22 protein-coding genes are annotated in these 21,353 nt (G+C 75.7%); 14 read left to right on the top strand and 8 right to left on the bottom strand.

Going from position 1 to position 21,353, the window contains the following annotated elements; all coding sequences use genetic code 11:
* Positions 1-17 precede the first annotated feature (17 nt).
* Positions 18-752, top strand: a complete 735-nt coding sequence (locus ACFTZA_RS08190; RefSeq protein ID WP_378192683.1) for a glutamine amidotransferase — start codon at positions 18-20, stop codon at positions 750-752.
* Here the strand turns inward: ACFTZA_RS08190 and ACFTZA_RS08195 are convergent.
* Positions 737-1,720 (bottom strand): sulfite exporter TauE/SafE family protein, encoded by a 984-nt coding sequence (locus ACFTZA_RS08195; RefSeq protein ID WP_378192685.1) that lies wholly within the window; start codon positions 1,718-1,720, stop codon positions 737-739. The two genes, ACFTZA_RS08190 and ACFTZA_RS08195, sit on opposite strands and share 16 nt — an antisense overlap.
* A 149-nt stretch (positions 1,721-1,869) precedes the next feature.
* Entirely contained in the window at positions 1,870-2,328 is a 459-nt protein-coding gene (locus tag ACFTZA_RS08200; RefSeq protein WP_378192687.1) for an RrF2 family transcriptional regulator, read from the bottom strand.
* 86 nt (positions 2,329-2,414) lie between these two features.
* Between ACFTZA_RS08200 and ACFTZA_RS08205 the strand changes: the two genes are divergently transcribed.
* Positions 2,415-3,215 (top strand): alpha/beta fold hydrolase, encoded by an 801-nt coding sequence (locus ACFTZA_RS08205; RefSeq protein ID WP_378192689.1) that lies wholly within the window; start codon positions 2,415-2,417, stop codon positions 3,213-3,215.
* Entirely contained in the window at positions 3,215-4,708 is a 1,494-nt protein-coding gene (locus ACFTZA_RS08210; RefSeq protein WP_378192691.1) for a SpoIIE family protein phosphatase, read from the top strand. The genes ACFTZA_RS08205 and ACFTZA_RS08210 overlap by 1 nt, the downstream gene beginning before the upstream one ends.
* Before the next feature lie 39 nt (positions 4,709-4,747).
* Here the strand turns inward: ACFTZA_RS08210 and ACFTZA_RS08215 are convergent, their stop codons facing one another.
* Positions 4,748-5,245, bottom strand: a complete 498-nt coding sequence (locus tag ACFTZA_RS08215) for an NUDIX domain-containing protein (RefSeq protein WP_378192693.1) — start codon at positions 5,243-5,245, stop codon at positions 4,748-4,750.
* Between the two features lie 316 nt (positions 5,246-5,561).
* Here ACFTZA_RS08215 and ACFTZA_RS08220 point away from each other — a divergent pair, with 316 nt between their 5' ends.
* The 3 genes from ACFTZA_RS08220 (at position 5,562) to ACFTZA_RS08230 (ending at position 8,152) form a co-directional block, all read left to right on the top strand.
* Positions 5,562-6,704, top strand: coding sequence for a 3-deoxy-7-phosphoheptulonate synthase (locus ACFTZA_RS08220; protein ID WP_378192695.1), 1,143 nt, complete (start codon positions 5,562-5,564; stop codon positions 6,702-6,704).
* 88 nt (positions 6,705-6,792) lie between these two features.
* Positions 6,793-7,371 carry an ECF RNA polymerase sigma factor SigK gene (gene sigK / locus ACFTZA_RS08225; protein WP_378192697.1) on the top strand — a complete coding sequence of 193 codons (579 nt, stop codon included), beginning with the start codon at positions 6,793-6,795 and terminating at the stop codon, positions 7,369-7,371.
* Positions 7,364-8,152 (top strand): anti-sigma factor domain-containing protein, encoded by a 789-nt coding sequence (locus ACFTZA_RS08230; protein ID WP_378192699.1) that lies wholly within the window; start codon positions 7,364-7,366, stop codon positions 8,150-8,152. Before sigK ends, ACFTZA_RS08230 begins: the two co-directional genes overlap by 8 nt.
* A gap of 5 nt (positions 8,153-8,157) precedes the next feature.
* Here ACFTZA_RS08230 and ACFTZA_RS08235 read toward each other — a convergent pair whose 3' ends face one another.
* The 4 genes from ACFTZA_RS08235 to ACFTZA_RS08250 are packed head-to-tail and all read right to left on the bottom strand — an operon-like array spanning position 8,158 to position 12,260.
* On the bottom strand, positions 8,158-8,625 hold the full coding sequence (locus tag ACFTZA_RS08235; RefSeq protein WP_378192701.1) for an ATP-binding protein: 468 nt from the start codon (positions 8,623-8,625) through the stop codon (positions 8,158-8,160).
* 7 nt (positions 8,626-8,632) lie between these two features.
* Complete coding sequence (locus ACFTZA_RS08240) at positions 8,633-8,968, bottom strand: STAS domain-containing protein (protein WP_378192703.1); 336 nt, start codon at positions 8,966-8,968, stop codon at positions 8,633-8,635.
* A complete protein-coding gene (locus ACFTZA_RS08245) occupies positions 8,965-10,986 on the bottom strand; it encodes a glycosyltransferase (protein ID WP_378192706.1) in 2,022 nt (673 codons plus the stop codon). Before ACFTZA_RS08245 ends, ACFTZA_RS08240 begins: the two co-directional genes overlap by 4 nt.
* Positions 10,983-12,260 (bottom strand): PP2C family protein-serine/threonine phosphatase, encoded by a 1,278-nt coding sequence (locus ACFTZA_RS08250; RefSeq protein WP_378192707.1) that lies wholly within the window; start codon positions 12,258-12,260, stop codon positions 10,983-10,985. Before ACFTZA_RS08250 ends, ACFTZA_RS08245 begins: the two co-directional genes overlap by 4 nt.
* A gap of 179 nt (positions 12,261-12,439) precedes the next feature.
* On the opposite strand from ACFTZA_RS08250, the gene ACFTZA_RS08255 reads away from it, so the two are divergent.
* The 6 genes from ACFTZA_RS08255 to ACFTZA_RS08280 all read left to right on the top strand — a co-directional run bounded on the left by ACFTZA_RS08255 (position 12,440) and on the right by ACFTZA_RS08280 (position 17,981).
* Complete coding sequence (locus ACFTZA_RS08255; protein WP_378192709.1) at positions 12,440-13,117, top strand: DUF2625 family protein; 678 nt, start codon at positions 12,440-12,442, stop codon at positions 13,115-13,117.
* Between the two features lie 44 nt (positions 13,118-13,161).
* The gene (locus ACFTZA_RS08260) at positions 13,162-13,863 is read left to right on the top strand and encodes a GntR family transcriptional regulator (protein WP_378192712.1); all 702 of its coding nucleotides are present in this window, start codon (positions 13,162-13,164) and stop codon (positions 13,861-13,863) included.
* 23 nt (positions 13,864-13,886) lie between these two features.
* Positions 13,887-15,485: an MmgE/PrpD family protein gene (locus tag ACFTZA_RS08265; RefSeq protein ID WP_378192714.1), complete on the top strand. Its 1,599-nt coding sequence runs from the start codon at positions 13,887-13,889 to the stop codon at positions 15,483-15,485.
* Positions 15,485-16,402: a methylisocitrate lyase gene (prpB, locus tag ACFTZA_RS08270; protein ID WP_378192716.1), complete on the top strand. Its 918-nt coding sequence runs from the start codon at positions 15,485-15,487 to the stop codon at positions 16,400-16,402. The genes ACFTZA_RS08265 and prpB overlap by 1 nt, the downstream gene beginning before the upstream one ends.
* Before the next feature lie 77 nt (positions 16,403-16,479).
* Positions 16,480-17,619 (top strand): bifunctional 2-methylcitrate synthase/citrate synthase, encoded by a 1,140-nt coding sequence (locus tag ACFTZA_RS08275; protein WP_378192719.1) that lies wholly within the window; start codon positions 16,480-16,482, stop codon positions 17,617-17,619.
* A 176-nt stretch (positions 17,620-17,795) separates the two neighbouring features.
* Positions 17,796-17,981 (top strand): hypothetical protein, encoded by a 186-nt coding sequence (locus ACFTZA_RS08280; protein WP_378192721.1) that lies wholly within the window; start codon positions 17,796-17,798, stop codon positions 17,979-17,981.
* Positions 17,982-18,030: 49 nt separating this feature from the next.
* Here the strand turns inward: ACFTZA_RS08280 and ACFTZA_RS08285 are convergent, their stop codons facing one another.
* Positions 18,031-18,573 (bottom strand): low molecular weight phosphatase family protein, encoded by a 543-nt coding sequence (locus ACFTZA_RS08285; RefSeq protein WP_378192723.1) that lies wholly within the window; start codon positions 18,571-18,573, stop codon positions 18,031-18,033.
* Between the two features lie 111 nt (positions 18,574-18,684).
* Here ACFTZA_RS08285 and ACFTZA_RS08290 point away from each other — a divergent pair, with 111 nt between their 5' ends.
* Entirely contained in the window at positions 18,685-20,580 is a 1,896-nt protein-coding gene (locus tag ACFTZA_RS08290; RefSeq protein WP_378192725.1) for a DUF4012 domain-containing protein, read from the top strand.
* A 99-nt stretch (positions 20,581-20,679) separates the two neighbouring features.
* Entirely contained in the window at positions 20,680-21,261 is a 582-nt protein-coding gene (locus ACFTZA_RS08295; protein ID WP_378192727.1) for a peptidase, read from the top strand.
* The last annotated feature ends 92 nt before the right edge of the window (positions 21,262-21,353 follow it).

Genomic DNA, 21,353 nt, shown 5'->3' on the forward strand with positions numbered 1-21,353 from the left:
ACGCCTACGGTGGCGCCATGCGGCCCTTCCTCCTCCTCGCGTCCCGGGCCGAGGACGTCGCGGCGGACGGCGAGCACGACGCGGTGCTCCGGTTCGCGGGCCTGCGCGCCGACCAGCTCCACCGGGTGCGCATGGAGGCCGGCCCGCTGCCGGAGATCGACCTCGACGACTATTCCGGGGTGATCGTCGGCGGCAGCCCGTTCGACTCCGCGAAGCCGGACGACGAGAAGTCCGACGTGCAGCGCCGCGTGGAGCGCGAGCTCGCGCCGCTCCTCGACGAGATCGTCGAGCGGGACGTCCCGTTCCTCGGCGCGTGCTACGGCGTCGGGACGCTCGGCCTGCACGAGGGCGCCGTCGTCGACACCACGTTCGCCGAGCCGATCGCTCCCGTGACGATCCGCCTGACGCCGGAGGGCCGTGCCGACCCGCTGCTCGCCGGCCTGCCGGACACGTTCGAGGCGTACGCCGGGCACAAGGAGGCGGTGCGCGAGCTGCCGTCGCACGCGGTGCTCCTCGCGTCGTCGGACGCGTGCCCGGTGCAGATGTTCCGGGTCAAGGAGAACCTGTACGCGACGCAGTTCCACCCGGAGCTCGACCTCGACGGCATCATCACGCGCATCGGGGTCTACCAGGACTACGGGTACTTCCCGCCGGAGGCCGCCGGTGAGGTCGAGGCGACGGTGCGCCGCGGCGACGTGCGGCACCCGCGCCGCATCCTGGAGGCGTTCGTGCGGCGCTACGCCCGCGACTGACCGCGCGCGTCTCCCGCGGCCACGGGCGCACGGTCGGTGCCCGACGTCGCCGCCTCCGTGCCCGACGTCGCCGCCTCCGTACCCGCTGCCGTCGCCTCCGCCGCCGAGGCGCGGCGGTGCTCGCGGACGGACCAGGCGACCGCCGCCGCCCAGAGCACCGCGACCGCCCCGAGGACGACGCCCTGCGCGGTGCCGCTCGCGTCGACCCAGTCCGAGCGCAGGAGCGTGCGGACGTTCGTCAGGACGATGACGCCTCCGACGGCCGAGCCGAGCACGCGGGGCGGCAGGTGGCGCACCAGCCACGCCGCGACCGGTGCCGCGACGAGGCCCCCGGCCAGGAGCGCGAGGACCCACAGCAGGTCGACGCCCTGCTGCCCGAGCCCGACGAGGAACCCGAGCGACGCGGCGAGCGCGACGAGGAACTCGCTCGTGTCGACGGAGCCGATGACCTTGCGCGGTTCGATGCGCCCCGACGCGAGCAGCGCGGGCGTGCCGACCGGCCCCCAGCCGCCGCCGCCCGTCGCGTCGACGAACCCCGCGACGAGACCGAGCGGTGCGAGGAACCGCCGGCGCAGCGGGAGGCCGACCCGGCCCGTCGGCAGGCCGGCGACGGTGAACCGTGTGAGCACGTACACGCCGAGGCCGAGGAGCAGCAGCGACATGACGGGCGCGGCGACCTCCGTGGACAGGGCCGAGAGGAACGTCGCGCCGGCGAACGCCCCGACTGCGCCGGGGACGCCGATACGCAGCACGACCTTCCAGTCCACGTTGCCGAACCGCCAGTGGGCGACTCCCGACGCGAGCGTCGTGCCGATCTCGGCGAGGTGGACCGTCGCGGACGCGGCCGCCGGGTTGGTGCCGATCGCGAGCAGCAGCGTCGTCGACGTGACGCCGTAGGCCATGCCGAGGCTGCCGTCGACGAGCTGGGCGCCGAGCCCGGCGAGGGCCAGCAGGAGGAGTGTCCGCACCGCGCGCTCCCGTCCGTCGGGCCGGGTTCGCCCCGGCCGTGCCTGACAAGGTTGACCGGAACGGTCGGGTTTTCACAGGGCGGGGTCACATCGTGGTCGAGTGTTACGCGCGGTGGTCACGCAGCGGGCGGCCGCGGGGCGCGGACGTCCTACGGGTTCTCCCAGGCGTCGGCGCGCGCCGCGAGGGCCCGCACGTCGGGCGGCAGGTCGCGCCGCACCACGTCGGCGACCGTCACGACGTCGAGCACGTCGCGCACGCTGGCGCGCAGCGCCACCCACACGTCGAGCAGGCCCGCGGCGGCCCCGTCGTACGCCAGGCTCGGCGGGCGCTCGTCGCGCACCGTGACGAGCGGGCCGTCGACCGCCCGGAACACGTCGGCGAGCGTGACCTCCTCGGCGGGCCGCACGAGCCGGTAGCCGCCGGCCCGGCCGCGCACGCTCGCGACGACGCCGGCGCGGCGCAGGTCGCCGAGGATGCGCTCGAGGAAGCTCACCGGCAGCCCCTGGCTCGCCGCCAGGTCCTCGGCGCGCACGGGCTCGCCGTGCGGGGACGCCGCCAGCTCCGCGCACGCCCGCACGGCGTAGTCCGCCTTCGCCGAGACCCGCACGACCTCATTGTGCCGTGCCGCCGAGTGCGTCGGGGAGGACGACGTGCGGTGCTCGCCCGGCGGGGCCAGACCGTACCCTGGCAGCCGTGGAGGTTCAGCGACGGCACAACGTGCACACGACCGGGCCCGAGGGGGCGCCGACGATGGTGCTGGCCCACGGCTTCGGCTGCGACCAGTCCATGTGGCGGTTCGTCGCCCCGCGCTTCGCCACCGACTACCGGGTCGTCCTGTTCGACCACGCGGGCTGCGGGGCGTCCGACCCGTCGTCGTACGACCCCGTGCGGCACGCGGCCCTCGACGGGTACGCGCAGGACCTCGTCGAGCTCGTCGAGCACGTCGCGGACGGGCCCGCGGTCGTCGTGGGGCACTCGGTGAGCGCGATGATTGCCGTGCTCGCGGCGGCGGAGCGCCCGGACCTGTTCGACGGCCTCGTCCTCGTGGGTCCGAGCCCGCGCTACGTCGACGCCGACGGCTACCGCGGCGGCTTCACGGCCGAGGAGATCGACGAGCTCCTGCAGACCATGGACAGCAACTACCTCGGCTGGTCGCGCACGATGGCGCCCGTCATCGCCGGCAACCCCGACCGGCCCGAGGTCGGGGCAGAGCTCACGAACCTCTTCTGCCGCACCGACCCGGCCGTCGCCCGCCGGTTCGCGCGCGCCACGTTCCTCGCGGACAACCGGGAGGACCTCGCCCGCGTGCGCACCCCGAGCATCGTCGTCCAGAGCCGCGAGGACGTCATCGCACCGCCCGAGGTCGGCCGGTACGTGCACGAGCACCTGCCCGGCAGCGAGCTCGCCGTCATCGACGCGGTCGGGCACTGCCCGAACCTCTCGCACCCGGAGGAGCTCGTCCGGGCGATGGACGACTGGCTGCGTTCGCGCTGATGCAGGCCTCTCGCGCAGCGCTCTGGGACCGCTCCCCGGTCGCCCTCCTGCTCCTCGACCCCGACGGACGGATCCTCGACGCGAACCGTGAGCTGCTGCGCCACGTCGGCGCGCGGACGCGGGACGAGGTCGCCGGGCGCCGTCTCAGCGACCTGCTCACCGTCGGCGGCCGGATCTACTGGGAGACGCACCTCGCGCCCCTGCTGCGGATGGAGGGCCGGCTCGACGAGGTCGCCGTCGAGCTGCGGACGCCGGCAGGACGAGAGCCCGTGCTCCTCACGGTCACCCACCACGCCGCCGAGGGCGGGACGTCCGACGCGGTGCTGCTCGGCACCCGCGAGCGCGCCCGGTTCGAGCGTGAGCTCGTCGAGGCGCGTGCCGCCGCGGAGACCGCCGAGCGCCGCGTGCGCGCGCTGCAGCGCACCGCGGCGGCGCTCGCGGGAGCGGCGGGTTCCGAGGGCGTCGCGCAGGTCCTGCTGCGGTCGGCGACGACGGAGCTGGGCGCGGCGGACGCCGCGATCTGGACGGTGACGGAGGACGGACGGCTCCGGCACGCGGGCGGCCGGGGCAGCCTCGTCGTGCCGGCCGCGCACGAGCTCGCGGGGACCGTCACGCGCGCCGACGGGGACGTCGTCGTCCCGCTGCGTCAGGGTGGCGCGCTGCTCGGCGTCCTCGTGCTGCACCCGTCCCGCGCACCGGGCGCGACCCCGGCCGACGCGGAGACGCTCACGGCCGCGGGACAGCAGGGAGCGCTCGCGCTCGCCCGGGCGCGGACGCACGAGCGGAGCCTGTCCGTCGCGTCCGTGCTCCAGCAGGCGATGCTCTCCGGCGGGCTGGTGCGCGACCCGCGCGTGGAGGTCGTGGCCGAGTACCGCCCCGGCGTGCACGAGCTCGAGGTGGGCGGGGACTGGTACGACACGTTCCTCGTCGCGGACGACACGCTCGCGCTCTCGGTGGGCGACGTCGTCGGCCGCGGACTGCACGCGGCGACCGCGATGGGGCAGCTGCGCACCGCAGCGCGTGCGTCCGCGGGGCCGGGTGCCGGGCCGGAGGACGTGCTCGGGAGGCTGGACGACTTCGTCGCGCGCACCGGGACGGGTTTCATGGCGAGCGTCGTGTACGCCGAGCTGGACCTGGCCTCGGGCGTGCTGCGCTACGCGTGCGCGGGCCACCTGCCGCCCCTGCACGTGCGCGCCGACGGCGGGGCCGCGTACCTGTGGCACGCGCGCTCCACGCCGCTCGGCGTGCGCGGCGCCGCCGCGCGGACGGCGGACACGCTCCGGCTCGCGCCGGGGGACACCGTCCTGCTGTACACGGACGGCGTGGTGGAGCGCCGCGACCGCGCGCTCCCGGAGGGCCTCGACGAGCTGGCCGGCGCGGCGCTGCGGGCGCTCGCGGGCGGCGGTCCGCTCGACGGGCTCCCGGCCCGGCTCGTCGCCGCGGCGGCGGAGCACGACGACGCGTGCGTGCTCGCCCTGCGCTGGCGGGGCTGACCGCACGGCGACGACCGGGCGGCGTGCCCCCGGCGCCGCTCAGCGCACGAAGAAGGGGCCCGACGAGGGATCGGCGAGCCAGCCGAGCGCGTGGCCGACGCGCTCCGTCGTGGACGGCGTGACGTCCAGCGGAAGGGCGTCGGGCGCGAACCACGCGACGGCGAGCGACTCGTCGTCGGCCACGTGCGCCGCCGCCGCGGCGGCGGGGGAGGTGGGCCGGCACAGGAACGCGAGGTCGAGGTACTGCGAGAGGTCGCCGTTCGGGTACCGCACGGGCTCGGTGACGGTCACCGCGACGAGCGCGTCCACCACGACGTCGACGCCCGTCTCCTCGAGCACCTCGCGCGCGAGCCCGACCGCCGGGTCCTCGCCCGGCTCGAGGATCCCGCTGATCACGGACCACAGCCCGCTGTCGGCGCGCCGGCCGAGCAGCAGGCGGCCGTCGTCGTCCACGACGACCGCGGACACCCCCGGCATCCACAGCAGGTCGGTCCCGACGTGGGAGCGCAGGGCGGCGACGAACTCGGGGATCGGCATGCCCCGAGCGTAGGTGCTGCGGTCGCGCGACCACCACGCGAGACGGACCGTCCGCTCCTCGGAGACCGCGTGCTATTGTCGCGCCGTGACCTCGCAGTGGTATTGGCGCTTTACGCAGGCTCCCGGTGGAGCCGTGCGGGCGTTCGCCTGACCACACGTCACCACCCGGAGCCAGCACAGGGCCTTGGACGCGGACCGCGTCCGGGCCCTTCGTCGTATCGACGGGCCGCTCCGGGACCACGGGCGGCAGCAGGCCGGAGAGGGCTCCCGTCGGACGGCGGCCCGACCCCCCAGCCGCACGAACCAGGAGCCTCCCGTGACCAGCACGACCGCCCAGCCCGCGAACGCCGACGCCGATCCCGATACCGTCGACCCCGTGGACAGCCCCGAGCTGCAGGCCCGCACGAGCGACCTGCGCGTGCGCGCGCTCGACGCGCTGCCCGCGCCGCGCGCCATGCTCGCCGACCTGCCGCTCGGCCCCGCGCGCAGCGACCTCGTCACCACCTCGCGCCGCGAGGTCCGGGACGTGCTCGCCGGCGACGACGACCGCCTCCTCGTGATCGTCGGCCCGTGCTCCGTGCACGACCCGGAGGCCGCGCTCGACTACGCCGGCCGCCTCGGCGCGCTCGCCCGCGAGCTCGGCGACGACCTGCTCGTCGTCATGCGCGTGTACTTCGAGAAGCCGCGCACGACCGTCGGGTGGAAGGGCCTCATCAACGACCCGCACCTCGACGGCTCGCACGACGTGCACCACGGGCTGCGGCTCGCCCGCGAGGTGCTGCTCGGCGTGCTCGACGCAGGAGTGCCGGCGGCGTGCGAGTTCCTCGAGCCGACGAGCCCGCAGTACATCGCCGACGCCGTCTCCTGGGGCGCGATCGGGGCGCGCAACGCCGAGTCGCAGGTGCACCGCCAGCTCGCGTCGGGCCTGTCGATGCCGGTGGGCTTCAAGAACGCGACGGACGGCGACGTGCAGATCGCGGTCGACGGCTGCATCACCGCCGCGAGCGAGCACACGTTCTTCGGCATGGACTCCCTCGGCCGCGCCGCCGCGGTCGAGACCGCGGGCAACCCGGACTGCCACGTCATCCTGCGCGGCGGCCGCTCGGGCCCCAACTACGGGTCGGACGACGTCGCGGCGGCGCTCGCGGTCGCCCGCGCCTCGGGCGTCGGCGGGGTGGCGGAGCACGGGCTCGTCGTCGACGCGTCGCACGGCAACTCGGGCAAGGACCACCTGCGTCAGGCCGAGGTGGTGCGCGAGCTCGCCGCGCGCCTCGCCGCGGGGGAGGAGGGCGTCACGGGGCTGATGATGGAGAGCTTCCTCGTCGCCGGGGCGCAGAAGCCCGCACCGTCCGGTCTGACCTACGGGCAGTCGGTGACGGACGCCTGCATGTCCTGGGACGTCACGGCCGACCTCCTGCGCGAGCTCGCCGGAGCGGTCCGGGAGCGCCGGGCGCTCTGACGGTCGCGCCGACCCATCCGGTGGGGCGTCCGCACCGAACCCCGGACGGGCGAGGGTGAGGACCCCCGCCGTGCGGCAGACTGTCCGGGTGCCGCACCCCGTGACGACGAGCCCGTCGGGTGCCGTCGACGCCGCGCTGGCCGCGTGCGCCGACGGCGACCCCGGCGCGTTCACGCCCGTGTACGACGCGCTCGCGCCCGTCGCCTACGGCACGTGCCTCGGCGTGCTGCGCGACCCGGACCACGCGGCGGAGGTGATGCAGGAGGTGATGGTCGAGGTGTGGCAGACGGCAGCGCGGTTCGACGCGACGCGCGGCTCCGCACGCACGTGGGTCGCGACCCTCGCGCGTCGCCGCGCCGTCGACCGGGTCCGCGCCGAGCAGGCGCGGCGCGCGCGCGACCAGCGGGACCTCGACACGGCGACGGCGGTCGCGCCGCGCGACGTCGTCGCGGAGGACGTGGAGCGGATGCTGGAGGGCGCGGCCGTCCGCCGCTGCCTCGGGTCGCTCACCGCCACGCAGCGGGAGGCGGTGGTCGAGGCGTACTACGGCGGCTTCACCTACCGCGAGGTCGCCGACCGTCTCGACGCCGGGCTGCCGACCGTCAAGTCGCGCATCCGCGACGGTCTGATGCGCCTGCGCGACTGCCTGGGGGTGAGCCGTGGCTGACCGGACCGTCGGCCCGGGCGCCGGGACCGGCGCCGACGGGCGTGGCGACGCGTGGGACCTGCTCCCGGCGTACGCGCTGGACGCCGTGGACGACCTCGAGCGGCGCGCCGTCGAGCGTCTGCTGGACGCCGACCCGGACGCCCGTCGTGCGCTCGACGAGTACCGCGACGTGGTCGCGGCGTTCGCGGTCGAGCAGGCCCCGCCGGCGGCGGCGCGCGAGGCGGTGCTCGCGCGCGTCGCGGCCACGCCGCAGACCACCGAGGGCGCTCCGGCCGGTTCGACGGCCCCGGTCCGCGGGGCGGCACCGTCGTCCGGGGGGCCGTCGGCCGGTCGGGCCCGGCGTCGCTGGGGCGTCGCCGCCGTCGCCGCGGCGGCCGTCCTCGCCGTCGCCGTGCCGACGACCGTCGCCGTGCGCGCGACGCAGGAGCAGACGCGACTGCAGGAGCAGGCCGACGTCGTCGCGCAGATGATCGCGGACCCGGCGGCCACGATCGTCCGCGGCGACGTCGCGGGCGGCGGCGAGGCGTCGGTCCTCGTCGCGGGCGACGACTACCTGTTCCGCGCGAGCGACCTGCCGGGTGCCGGCGACGACCGCGACTACCAGCTGTGGGTCGTGGGCGCGGACGGCGGCGTGACCTCCGCCGGGGTCCTGCCGGACCGCGAGGGAACGGTGGAGCGGCTCGTGCAGGACGTCCCCGGCGTGGGCGTCGCCGTGTCGGTCGAGCCCGAGGGCGGGTCGCAGCAGCCGACCACGGACCCGATCGTCGCGCTCGTCGGCTGACGCGCTCAGCCGTCGGCGGGGCCGTGCTCGTCCGGGCGTCGTCCCGTGCGGCGCTCGAGGACCCACACGTTCCCCCCGCCGTCGCCGGTGAGGTGCTCGAGGACGTCGAGGCACGAGCGGGCGAGCGCGACGCCGCGTCCCGACTCGGCGTCCGTCCCGGGCATCGGTCGGTCGAGGTCCACGGCGGCGGCGGGAGCGGTGTCGGCGAGCGTCACCCGCACGCGCGCCCCGTCGACGTCGAGCGCCGCGCGCACCTCGACGGCCTCGGGGGCCGGCGAGTGCCGGACGATGTTCGCGGCGATCTCCGTCGTGGCGAGCTCGACGGCGAACCGGTCGTCGGGCGGCACCCAGGGCGCGCGCTCCCAGAGCCGCGCGAAGGCACCGGGCAGCGCCTCCAGCCACGGCGGCGTCGCCGTGGCGCTCAGCACGACGAGGGGCGCCTCCTGCGGCGCACTCGTCGGGTCGGTGGCCATGCGGTCGTCAGCCGTCGACGAACGCGGTCGCCGCGTCGTCGTGCACGCGCAGCACCCGGTCGAGGTTCGTCAGCCGCAGGACCGTCGCGACCTGCTCGGAGGCGTTGGCGAGCCGCAGGTCGCCGCCGCCCGCCCGGGCGGTGCGCAGGCCCGCGACGAGCGCCCCGAGCCCGGAGGAGTCGACGAACTCGAGCGCTCCGAGGTCCACGACGAGCCGGACCCTCCCGGCACCGACCAGCTCCGTCACCGCGTCGCGCAGGTGCGCGGCGGTCGTGAGCGTGAGGCGGCCGTGAGGCGTCAGCACCGCCCCGGTGTCGTCGAGGGGTGTCACGTCGAGCTTCACGGTTCCTCCGTCCGGACGGCTCGCGCCGTCGATGTCTGCTGGGGTCGTGGGGGCACGCCGGCGTAGCGCGCCGCGGGGAAGAGGACGCCGAGCACCGCGAGGTCGTACACGACCCACAGGAGCGTGACGACCGTCGCGCCGGGGTCGGCGTCGAAGGCGACGAGGCGGACCGTGCCGACGACGGCCGCGACCACCAGCACGCCCATCGCGGTGAGCTGGGGCCAGATCGTGCGCCAGGCGGGCCGGTGCGCGCCGGTGCGCGTCTTCGGCGTCACGACGAACCCGAGCGGCCGGCCCAGCACGACGTTCGCGAACGCGGTCCAGCACGCCCGGATCCAGACGGGGAACAGGGCGAGCGAGTACTGCTGCCCGCGCCACGTCCGCACCCCGCGCGCGACCACGACGAACAGGAGCTGGTTGAGCACGAAGTAGGGCACGAACCGCAGGAAGAAGTCCTCCCCGAACGCCTGCACGGGCAGGATGCCGAAGCACAGGTACACCACGGGCGCCGCCAGGTAGGCGAGCGCGGCGAAGCCGGAGAGGTAGCTCCACATGGTGGAGAAGTACATGAGCCGCTGGCCGACGCTCAGGCCGCGCTTGGTCAGCGGGTTCTCGCGCAGCATGACCTGCACCGTGCCCTGCGCCCACCGCAGGCGCTGCTGGAGCATCGTCGGCATGTCCTCGGGCGCGAGGCCGTGCGCGAGGATCTCGTGGTGGTACACGGACCGCCACCCCAGGGCGTGCAGGCGCATCGCGGTCGCCATGTCCTCGGTGACGGAGATCGTCGCCATCGGCATGACGGGCTGCGCCTCGTCGCTCATCTGGACGTCGATCGTGTCGGCGAGGCGCCGCACCGCCTCCACGGCGACGAGCGGCGACAGGTCCCGGCGCGCGAGGCGGTCGAGCGCCTCCTCGTCCACGACGAGCTGCCCGATCTCCTCGTCCACCGCGAGCGGGCCGCCGTCGACCAGCTCGGGCTCGAGCGTCGCGAGCTCCGCGCGCAGCCCCTGGACCTGACCGGCCACGACGGCGCGCGAGGCGCTGTCGACGCGGCGCTGGAACCGGTAGGTGACGTCGGCGACGGGCTCGCCCGCCGTGATGGCGCGCCGGGCGACGTCGGCCTCGGCGCGCAGCTCCTCGATCGCCGCGCGCACCGCCGGGTCCGCCGCGTCCGGCGAGCGCGCGGCCCGGGCCAGGACGGAGCTCGCGGTGCGCAGCGCCCGGCGCACCCCGCTCGTCACGCCGCGCACGTAGCCGACCACGCCGAGCTGCATGAGCGCCTCGCGCCGCAGCACGGCGTTGGACCCGCAGAAGAACGCCGCGTTCCACCCGTCCTTGCCCTGCTGGATCGGTCCGTAGAACAGCGGCGCCTGGCTGCCCAGCGGGTCGGCGTCGTCGACGTTGACGAAGTACTGCGGCGTCTGGACGACGGCGACGCGCTCGTCCTGCGTGAAGTACCCGACGGTGCGGTCGAGGATCGCGGGGTCCGGCACCTGGTCGGCGTCGAGGATCAGCAGCAGCTCGCCGTCGGTCTGGAACAGCGCGTTGTTGAGGTTGCCCGCCTTGGCGTGCCGCGGCTTGTCCGCCCAGCTCGCGGAGCGCGTCAGGTAGCCGAGACCCTCGGCCTCCGCGGCGGCCCGCATGCCGTCCCGGGCGCCGTCGTCGAGGATCCACGTGCGGTGCGGGTAGCGGACGGCCCGCGCGGCGCGCGCGGTCGCCAGCACGAGGTCCTCGGGCTCGTCGTAGGTCGTGACGAAGACGTCCACGGTGACGCCCGGGGGTGCCGGGGGCGGCTCGTCGCGTTCGCGCAGGCGCCACATCGTGACGCCGAACAGCGCGGTGTCGACGAGGCTGTACGTCTCGGCGAGGACGAGCGGCACGGCGATCCACCACGCGGACCACGCGACCGAGTCGAGCCAGCGCCACGCGACGTAGTTGACGCCCGTGAGCAGCGCGAGCACGACCAGGACCCGCACGACGACGAGGCGCCGCGCGCCGCCCTTCGCCCCGCCCCTCACGCCGCGACCCGCTCGACGACGAGCACCGTGAGGTCGTCCCCGACGTACCGGCCGTCCGCGATGGCGAGCAGCGCGGCGAGCGTCGACGCGGCGTCGGGCGCGCTGCGCACGTCGCGCGCGGACCGCGACAGGTCCTCCCCGTGCGGGAGCGGCAGCGGGTCGTCGGGGTCGACGCTGCGCGGGTCGCCGCCGGGCACGCCCAGGTCCGCGAGCAGGTCCACGAGGCCGTCGCTCACGACGACGAGGCGGTCGCCGGGGCCGAGCGTCGTCTCGTACGGCGTGCGCTCGACGTCCGGCGCGACGCCGAGCGGGAGCCCGTCGGCCTCGAGCCGGTCGATGCCGCCGCCCGCGCGCAGGACGCTCGCGAGCCCGTGCCCGGCGTCGACGTACTCGAGGCGCCCGGTCTCGCGCTCGATCGTGCCGCACCACGCCGTGACGAACGAGCCGACCTCCTCGAGGTCCGCCGACAGCACCTCGTCCGCCGCCGCGACGCCCGCGGCGAGCGCCGGGGCGCGCAGCGCGGTGCGCAGCGCGGCCCGCGCGGACGCGGCGACGATCGCGGCCGCCATCCCCTTGCCCATGACGTCCGCGAGCACGAGACCCGCGCCGTCCGGCGTGGGCGTCCAGTCGTAGAAGTCGCCCCCGACGCCGCGGGCCGGCAGGCACCGCGCGACGACGCGGTAGCCGTCGAGCTCGGGCGGCCTGCGGGGCAGCAGCCCGCGCTGCACCGCACCCGCCCGGTCGAGCTCCTCGTCGCGGTGCAGCTCTCCCTGCACCCACAGGGCGAGGTCGCGCAGGAGGGCGCGGTCCCCGTCGCCGAAGCTGCGCGGGCTCGTGTCGATGACGCACAGCGTGCCGACCCGCTCGCCGCCGGGTGCCGCGAGCGGGTGCCCGGCGTAGAAGCGCAGGCGGGGGTCGTCGACGACGAACGGGTTGTCGGCGAAGCGCGCGTCGGCGGCCGCGTCCTCGACGACCAGGGTCCGGTCCTCGCGGATCGTGACGTCGCAGAACGCGCCCTCGCGCTGCGCGACCGGTCCGTCGAGCCCGATGAACGCCTTGCGCCACTGCCGGTCGGCGTCGACGAGCGTGATGCTCACGGTCGGCACGTCGAACAGGCGCTGCGCGAGCCGGGTCACGCGCTCGAAGCGCTCCTCCGGCGCGCTGTCGAGCACCCCGAGCCGGTGCAGAGCCAGGAGGCGCGCGTCCTCGCGCGCGCCGCGTGCGGTCGCGTCCGTCATGATCCCCCTGCCCGTCACCGCCGCCGTGCTGATCACGTCGACATCTATCACGGGACCAGGCACGACGCGCGACCGCGCTGCACCGGCGGGGCGGTGCCGCCCCGGGGGCACCACGGCGTCGGCTCGCTGCTCCGCCGGTGCCCGGGTGCCGGGAGCGTCCTTGACGGTGCGCAGCAGCACTCACGGGACACAGCGACATCTGGCATGATCCGGCCATGACTGTGAGGACGGCCGCGGACCTCGCCGCCGTCGACGACCCGGCGTGGCCCACGCTCGCGCGCATGCTCGGACGCGCGGGCGTCGACGTCGTCCCGCCTCCCGCGTGGGCGCTCGACGTGCTGTACCGGCTCCAGGTCACGGTCCGGTCAACGCTCGGTGCTCTCGCGCTCCACACCGGCGGCGTCCTCGTCGACGGCGGGTGGCTGCGTCTGCTCGGTGGTGGCGGTGCCGGACTGCCCGACCTCGCGAGCGTGAACGGGCTCGGCGACCCGGACGACGCGAGCGTCGCGCCCCCGGTGCTCGTCGTCGGGTACGACGTCCTCGGCGGGACGTTCGCCGTCAACGGCGGCGGGCTGCCCGGTCCGCTCGGCGACGTGCACTGGTTCGCGCCCGACACGCTGGACTGGGTGGACCTCGGCTTTGGCCAGGCGGCGTTCCTCGAGTGGGCCGTGAGCGGGGGGACCGGTGCGTTCTACGACCACCTGCGCTGGCCGGGCTGGTACGACGAGACGCAGCGGCTCCGGCTCGACGAGGGGCTCAGCGTGTACCCGCCGCTGTGGTCCGAGGAAGGGCGCGACGTGGCCCGCGCCTCGCGGACGCCCGTGCCGCTGGCCGAGCTGGTGGACTGGCACTTCGAGATGGCCGCGCGCATGGCGCCGCTCGACGAGGCCTGAACCCAGCTGTATACAAGTGCGCACGCCCGTGCCACCATGACGGGGTGACGACGCCGCCGCCCCTGGACCTCGCCGCGGAGCCTCCGGCCGCGGCCGCGCTCACCCGGCGGCAGTCCGGAGCGCGCGCGGTCTACGCGGCCCTGCGGGGGCACATCATCGACGGGACGCTCGCACCGGGCGAGCGGCTCACCGAACCGGTGCTCGCGGACAGGCTCGCGGTGTCGCGCACCCCGGTGCGCGAGGCGCTGCGGCTGCTGGAGGCCGAGGCGCTCGTGGTCGAGCTCCCCACGGGCGGCGTGCGCGTCGCCCCCCTCGACGTCGGGGACGCGCGGCGCGTCTACGAGGTGCGCGCCCGCCTCGAAGGGCTGCTCGCGCGCGACGCGTGCGAGCGCGCCGGCCCGGCCGACGCGCGACGTCTCGAACGTCTCGTCGCCCTCATGGACACCGTGCGCGACCACGAGGACGAGGTGCTGCGCGTCGGCGCCCAGTTCCACGGCGAGATCGAGGCGCTCGCGGACAACCGCTGGTGCTCCGTGCTCCTGCGCCAGATCCGCGGCCACGTCGACCGGTACCGCGCCCTCGCCACGCGCGGTCGCGCCGGTACCACCGACCACGTGGACGAGCACCGCGCCGTCGCCGCCGCGATCGCCGCCGGCGACCCGGTGACCGCCGAGACCGCGATGACCGCCCACATCCACCGCAGCGCGGCCCTCGCCGAGCAGGCGCTGCGCGAGGACCGTCCCTGACCCGCACGACCCGAGAGGCACCCATGCCCCAGACCCACCGGCTGCGCGTGCACCCGAGCGCCGACCGTCTCGACCGGACCGACCAGCTCGCGTGGCAGCTCGCCGAGCTCGCCACGGACCCCGTGGACGTGACCCCCGAGGCCGCCGACATGGTGGTCAACCGCGTCATCGACAACGCCGCCGTCGCCGCGGCGAGCCTCGCGCGCGGGCCGGTCGTCGCGGCGCGCGGCCAGGCGCTCGCGCACCCGTACGCGCCCGGCGCGACGGTCTTCGGCTGCGGCCTCTCGACGCGCACCAGCCCCGAGTGGGCGGCGTGGGCGAACGGTGTGGCCGTGCGCGAGCTCGACTTCCACGACACGTTCCTCGCCGCCGAGTACTCCCACCCGGGCGACAACATCCCGCCGGTGCTCGCGGTCGCTCAGCACGCCGGCGCGGACGGGGCCGCGCTCGTGCGGGGCATCGTCACCGGGTACGAGGTGCAGGTCGACCTCGTGCGCGCGATCAGCCTGCACCGGCACAAGATCGACCACGTCGCGCACCTCGGCCCGTCCGCCGCGGCGGGCATCGGCACGCTGCTCGGGCTCGGCACCGAGACGGTGTTCCAGGCGATCGGGCAGGCGCTGCACACGACGACCGCCACGCGCCAGTCGCGCAAGGGACAGATCTCCACGTGGAAGGCCCACGCGCCCGCGTTCGCGGGCAAGGTCGCGGTCGAGGCCGTCGACCGCGCGATGCGCGGCCAGACGTCGCCCGAACCGATCTACGAGGGGGAGGACGGCGTCGTCGCGTGGCTGCTCGACGGCCCGGGGGCCGCGTACGACGTCGTGCTGCCCGGCCCGGGCGAGCCCCGGACAGCGATCCTCGACACGTACACCAAGGAGCACTCCGCGGAGTACCAGTCGCAGGCGCTCATCGACCTCGCCCGCGCGCTGCACGCCGAACACCCGTGGCTCGCGGACCCCGAGAACGTCGCGGGCGTCGTGATCCACACGAGCCACCACACGCACTTCGTCATCGGCTCCGGGTCGAACGACCCGCAGAAGTACGACCCGGCCGCGTCCCGCGAGACCCTCGACCACTCGATCCCGTACATCTTCGCGGTCGCGCTCCAGGACGGCGGGTGGCACCACGTCGACTCCTACACGCCCGAGCGCGTCGGGCGCCCGGACACCGTCGCGCTGTGGCGCAAGGTCACCACGGCCGAGGACCCGGAGTGGACGCGCCGCTACCACTCGACCGACCCGGCCGAGAAGGCGTTCGGCGGCCGGGTCGAGATCGAGCTGGCCGACGGCGGCCGGATCGTGCGGGAGATCGCCGTCGCCGACGCGCACCCTCTCGGTGCCCGCCCGTTCGGGCGCGAGCAGTACGTGCACAAGTTCCGCACCCTCGCCGACGGCGTGCTCGAGGAGAGCGAGATCGAGCGCTTCCTCGGCCTCGCCGAGCGCCTGCCCGGGCTGACCGCCGCCGAGGTGCGCGAGCTGACGGTCGTCGCGCGGCCAGGGCTCCTCGACTCCGTGCCCACGCCCACCGGGCTCTTCGAGCTCGGCCGCGAGACGCCGCCCGCCGACGTCGAGGGCGAGGGCTTCACGATGCACGAGGCGACCGAGGGGGAGGGCGCCTGATGCTGTACAGCCAGGTGACGCCGTCGGACAAGCGGCGGACGTTCCGCGCGGCGCTCGACGCCGCCGCGACCACGGGCGAGCCGCTGCGGCTCCCCGGAGCCTTCAACCCGCTGTCCGCGCGGCTGATCCAGGACAAGGGCTTCGAGGGCGTGTACGTGTCCGGCGCGGTGCTCTCCGCCGACCTGGGCCTGCCGGACATCGGCCTCACGACGCTCACCGAGGTCGCGGGGCGCTCGCAGCAGATCGCCCGCGTCACCGACCTGCCGGCGCTCGTCGACGCCGACACCGGCTTCGGCGAGCCGATGAACGTCGCGCGGACCGTCCAGGCGCTCGAGGACGCCGGCGTCGCAGGCTGCCACGTCGAGGACCAGGTCAACCCCAAGCGGTGCGGGCACCTCGACGGGAAGGAGGTCGTCTCCCTGGAGGAGGCGGCCCAGCGCGTCCGGGCCGCGGCCGACGCGCGTCGCGATCCCGGCTTCCTCGTCATGGCACGCACGGACGTGCGCGGTACCGTCCCCGGACCGGACGGGCTGCAGCTCGCGGTCGACCGCGCGAAGGCGCTCGTCGACGCCGGGGCCGACGCGGTCTTCCCCGAGGCGATGGCCGACCTCGCGGAGTTCGAGGCCGTCGCGTCCGCGGTCGACGTGCCCGTGCTCGCCAACATGACGGAGTTCGGGAAGTCCGAGCTCTTCACGCGGCGCCAGCTCGGCGACGCGGGCGTGCGGCTGATCATCTACCCCGTCACGCTGCTGCGCGTCGCGATGGGTGCCGCCGAGCGCGCGCTCGAGGAGATCGCCGGGACCGGCACGCAGGCAGGGCAGGTCGCGGGCATGCAGACGCGCGCGCGGCTGTACGAGCTGCTCGACTACGCCGCCTACAACACGTTCGACGAGGGGATCTTCACCTACCGGCCCTGACCTGTCAGCACCACGTCGCACCCCGGGGGCCTGTGGTGCTGACACCGCCGCAGGCCGCATCACGAAGGAGTGATCGCATGACCAGTCCCGCCGCACCGACCACCGCCGACGCCCCGGAGGTCCGCAGGGGGCTCGCGGGCGTCGTCGTCGACGTCACCGCCGTCTCGAAGGTCGACCCGGCCTCCAACTCGCTGCTGTACCGCGGGTACCCCGTCCAGGACCTCGCCGCCCGCCGGTCGTCCGAGGAGGTCGCGCACCTGCTGTGGCACGGCGAGCTCCCGACGCCCGGGCAGCTCGCCGAGCAGACCGCCGTCGAGCGTGATCACCGGGCCCTGCCGGACGCCGTGCGCGACGCGGTCCTCGCGCTGCCCACGACGTGCCACCCCATGGACGTGTGCCGCACCGCCGTGTCGCAGCTCGGGGCGCACGACCCGGACGCCGAGGACTCCTCGCCCGCCGCGGAGCAGGCCAAGGCGCTGCGGCTGTGGGCGGTGCTGCCGGCCGTCGTCGCCCTCGACCAGCGGCGGCGCCGGGGCGAGCCGGCGGTCGCGCCGCGCGACGACCTCTCGTACGCCGAGAACTTCCTGTGGATGACGTTCGGCGCGGTTCCCGACGAGGCCGTCGTGCGCGCGTTCGAGGTGTCGATGGTGCTGTACGCCGAGCACTCGTTCAACGCGTCGACGTTCACCGCGCGGGTCATCACGTCCACGCTCGCCGACCTGCACTCCGCGGTCACGGGCGCCGTCGGGGCCCTCAAGGGGCCGTTGCACGGCGGCGCGAACGAGGCCGTCATGGCGACCTTCGCGGAGATCGGCACAGCCGACCGCGCCGCCGGCTGGCTCGACGACGCGCTCGCGACCAAGCGCAAGATCATGGGGTTCGGGCACCGCGTCTACAAGCACGGCGACTCGCGCGTGCCGACCATGCGCGCGACGCTCGACGACCTCGTGCGCCATTACGACCGGCCCGACCTCCTCGAGCTCTACACCGCGCTCGAGACGGCCATGGCCGAGCGCAAGGGGATCCTGCCCAACCTCGACTACCCCGCCGGCCCGGCCTACCACCTGATGGGCTTCGACACCCCGATGTTCACGCCGCTCTTCGTCGCGTCGCGCGTGGTCGGCTGGACCGCGCACGTCATGGAGCAGCGCGCCGCGAACGCGCTCATCCGGCCGCTCAGCCAGTACGTCGGCCCGGAGCGGCGGGAGGTTCCCTGAGCTCGTCGCGACGTCGGCGAGCACGCGCGGGGGTCGCGAACGCGCCCGCGGAGCGGGTGAACTTGGTCGCACTCCGGCCCGTGGACGCGCTCTTATCGGACAAAACGGACGACGATGGCGAAGTTGAACGGGTGTCCAAGATGTGAACGTTCACCTGCGACGTGCACCATGCGGGCATGTCTTGGGTGGCGGTCGGGTGGGCGATGGTCGTCCTCGGGTCGGGGGCGACGGTGCTCTTCGCCCGGCGTGCCCGTGTCCGTGCCACCACCGGAGCCGACGGCCTCGCCGTCGGCTGCGGAGCGGGCCTCGCGTTGTGGGGCGTCATCGTCGTGGTCGTCGCGACGGTGCTCCAGCCGCAGTGACGGCACGTCGGCCTTCCTCCCGCGCAGGGGGATGGGAGGAGGGCCGGCGTCACGCCCGCAGGGCGCGCCCGAGCCGTGCGACGTACGTGCGCAGCTCGTCGAGCACCCGGGCGTGGACGTCGTCGTCGCGACCGTAGGGGTCCTCGACGTCCGGCGTGCTCACCCCGCCGAGCCGCGCTCGCACCCGTCCGGCGGACGTGACGAGCGACCGCAGCCGCGCCGCGTCCCCCGTGCCCTGGAGGTCCGGGCCGGCGTGCTCCGCGAGGGACGTGAGCTCCGAGAGCAGGAACGTGCGGCGCAGCGCGCCGGGGGAGTCCTCCAGCACGACCGCCCGCTGCGCCGCGGTCATCGTCACCACGAGGTCGGCGGCCCGCACGATCGCCGGCGTCAGGGCGCGCGCCGCGAAGCCGGAGTGGTCCAGGCCCAGACCCGCGAGCCGACGCGCGACCGGTTCCGCGACCGGCGCCCCGACGACGGCGTGCGTCCCGGCACTCGTCACCTCCACCGACCCGTCGAGCTCGTCCGCGAGCAGCAGCTGCGCGGCGGGAGAGCGGCAGATGTTCCCGGTGCACACGGCGAGCAGGCGGAGCACGTCGTCCTTCCTCGCAGGTCGTCGGGCAGGGTCCCCAGGGCCTGGTTACCGTAGCGCGAGCGGTGCCGCCCTGCCGGGCGGCGACGACGGGGGCGAGTCGCAGGGGGCGACATGGTGCACGACGGTTGGGGTCCGCGGTGGTCGGGGGCGACGCCCTCCGTCGCGGTCGAGGAATGGCAGGGGCAGCCGTCGCGGCCGGCTCGCACCGGCACCGGCCGCCGTCGTGCGCGCAGGCGCGCGGTCGTCGTCGCGGTGGTGCTCGCGGTGCTGGTCGCCGGCTGGGCGGCGTGGCTCGTCGGTGACGTGCTGCGCGCGCGGTCCGCGCTCGAGCGTGCCGCGGCCGACCTCCCGGGCCTGCAGGAGACGGTGAGCTCGGGCGGTGACGCGTCCGCCGGGATCGAGGAGGTCCAGGAGGCGGCGCGCACCGCGGCCGACGCGACCACGGGACCGCACTGGCGCCTCGCCCGGCTGCTGCCGGTCGTCGGCGACGACGCCCGTGCCCTCGGCGACGTGGCCACGGCCGTGGACGGGCTCGCCGCGCAAGCGCTCCCGCGCCTCGCGCGCGCCGCCGAGGCCGCCGCCCCGGCCCGGCTCGTCCCGCGCGACGGCGCCGTCGACCTCGCGCCGCTGGAGGAGGCGCGAGCCGACGTGCTCGCCGCCGACGCCGCCGTCGCCGCCGCCGCGACGACGGTCGCGCACCTCGACACGGCGACGCTCGTCGAGCCGCTCGCGCGGGCGGTCGACGACCTCGGAGGTCGTCTGGCCGAGATCCGGTCGTCCACCGAGACGGCGGCCCGGGCCGTCGACCTGGTCCCGCCGATGCTCGGAGCGGACGGCCCGCGCGACTACCTCGTGCTCGTGCAGAACAACGCCGAGCCGCGCGCGACCGGCGGCATCGCCGGGTCCGTGCTCCACGTGCGGGCACGGGACGGCCGGCTCGAGCTCGTCGAGGTACGACCGGGGAACGAGCTCACCGGTGAGTCGAGCGCCGTCCCGCTGTCGCGCGCGGAGCAGGCGCTCTTCGGAGACGACCTCGGCCGGTACATGCTCAACGTCACCTCCACCCCGGACTTCCCCCGGGCGGCGGCGGTCGCCCGGCAGATCTGGGCGGACCGTACCGGGACGCAGGTCGACGGCGTCCTCGCCGTCGACCCGGTGGCGCTCCAGGGCGTCCTCGACGCGACCGGACCCGTCACCTTCACCGACCCCGGCGGCGCCGAGGTGCGGCTCACGGGCGACGACGCGGCCGGCTTCCTCCTCAACGGCGTGTACCGGCGCTACGAGGACCCGGCGACCCAGGACACCGTGCTGGCCGCGGCGGCGCACGCGGTGCTGAGCGCCCTGACCACGTCGGCGGGCGCGGAGCCGGCGGGCGTCGTCGGGGCGCTCGCGGACGCGTCGCGCGCGGGCCGCCTCCTCGTGTGGTCCGCGGACGACGGCGAGCAGGCCCGCCTCGCCGGCACCGTCCTGTCCGGGGAGCTCGCCGGTGTGCTCCCCGGGGCGTCGGGCGGTGACCCGTCGCCCGTGCTGGGCGTGTACCTCAACGCGTCGTCGGCCTCCAAGACGGGCTACTACCTGAGCACGAGCGTCCGGGTCGACGACGTGACGTGCCGGCCCGACGGGTCGCAGCGCTTCACCGCGGCCGTGACGCTGACGTCGACGCTCACGCCCGAGGAGGCCAGCACGCTGCCGGCCTACGTCGCCGGCGCCCGGGACGGCGACGGCACGATCCGCGCGAACCTCCTCGTGTACGCGCCGCGCAACGGCGGGATCCTCGGCGCGCAAGGACCGCAGGGCGACCTCGGCCTGTTCTCCCAGGTGCACGAGGACCTCGTCGTCGGAGCACGGACCGTCGCGCTCGCGCCGGGCGAGTCGGCGACATACCGCTACGACGTCGTGTCGGGCAAGAGCCAGCGCGGAATCGTTTCGGTGCGGAAAACACCTGGCGCCTCGGCGGTCCCGGACGAGCTCCCGACTGTCGGCTGCACCGCGCGTGTGCTGTCCTGATCGGGCACGGCGGGACGCACCGCGGTCCACCCGGCTCTCCTGGGGGTCGTGGACGCGCGACGCGCCCCGCTCCGTTCACCAAGGCAGGGGGCCTTCGACATGAACGTTCGACGCGCAACGACCACGCTCCTCCTCGGCGCCGCGCTGGTGGCCGCGCCCGCGGCCGCCGCGACCGCCTACGAGGCGGACGAGTACGAGGTCGGCATCTCGACCACGACGCCCGCGCCCGGGCAGTCCTTCTCCGTGACGGTCGGCGGACCCGCGGAGAACCCGACCATCACGCTCACCATCAGCTCGCCCGACGTGCCCGACGGCGCGATCGCGATCGCGGGCACGAAGTCGCTCACGAAGGGCACGACCGACGGCTTCGCCTCGTTCACGGTGACGCTGTCGGAGCCGGCGTCCTACACGATCCAGGCGACCGACGCGGACGGCACCGTCCTGTCGTCGCAGCAGGTCGTCGTCCCGGCCGACGCGGCGGGCGCCGACGGCGACGGCGACGGCGACGCCGCGGGGGCGAGCGGTGCCACGGGCTCCTCGGGCTCCGCGGGCGGCTCCGGCCTCGCCGAGACGGGTGCGGACGAGGTGCTCCTCGTCTCCGGCGCGGCGCTCCTCCTCGCGGGCGGTGCGACGGCTCTCGCCGTCAGCCGCCGCCGACGCGCGGCGAGCACCCGCGCCTGACGGCGGCGGCGCCCGCGGGCGCCGCCGTCCGGAGCGGCTCGCGGGCCGGATCGCCGGCCCGCCCGGGTCCGAGGACGTCCACGTCCTGCCGG

It is taken from the genome of Cellulosimicrobium sp. NPDC057127, from assembly GCF_042670945.1.
Lineage (GTDB): Bacteria > Actinomycetota > Actinomycetes > Actinomycetales > Cellulomonadaceae > Cellulosimicrobium.

Coding starts and splice junctions, on each gene's coding strand:
- ACFTZA_RS08190 (WP_378192683.1), top strand. CDS start 18: ATGCGGCCCTTCCTCCTCCTCGCGTCCCGGGCCGAGGACGTCGCGGCG.
- ACFTZA_RS08210 (WP_378192691.1), top strand. CDS start 3,215: ATGCAGGCCTCTCGCGCAGCGCTCTGGGACCGCTCCCCGGTCGCCCTC.
- ACFTZA_RS08215 (WP_378192693.1), bottom strand. CDS start 5,245: ATGCCGATCCCCGAGTTCGTCGCCGCCCTGCGCTCCCACGTCGGGACC.
- ACFTZA_RS08235 (WP_378192701.1), bottom strand. CDS start 8,625: ATGGCCACCGACCCGACGAGTGCGCCGCAGGAGGCGCCCCTCGTCGTG.
- ACFTZA_RS08255 (WP_378192709.1), top strand. CDS start 12,440: ATGACTGTGAGGACGGCCGCGGACCTCGCCGCCGTCGACGACCCGGCG.
- ACFTZA_RS08265 (WP_378192714.1), top strand. CDS start 13,887: ATGCCCCAGACCCACCGGCTGCGCGTGCACCCGAGCGCCGACCGTCTC.
- prpB (WP_378192716.1), top strand. CDS start 15,485: ATGCTGTACAGCCAGGTGACGCCGTCGGACAAGCGGCGGACGTTCCGC.
- ACFTZA_RS08275 (WP_378192719.1), top strand. CDS start 16,480: ATGACCAGTCCCGCCGCACCGACCACCGCCGACGCCCCGGAGGTCCGC.
- ACFTZA_RS08280 (WP_378192721.1), top strand. CDS start 17,796: ATGTCTTGGGTGGCGGTCGGGTGGGCGATGGTCGTCCTCGGGTCGGGG.
- ACFTZA_RS08290 (WP_378192725.1), top strand. CDS start 18,685: ATGGTGCACGACGGTTGGGGTCCGCGGTGGTCGGGGGCGACGCCCTCC.
- ACFTZA_RS08295 (WP_378192727.1), top strand. CDS start 20,680: ATGAACGTTCGACGCGCAACGACCACGCTCCTCCTCGGCGCCGCGCTG.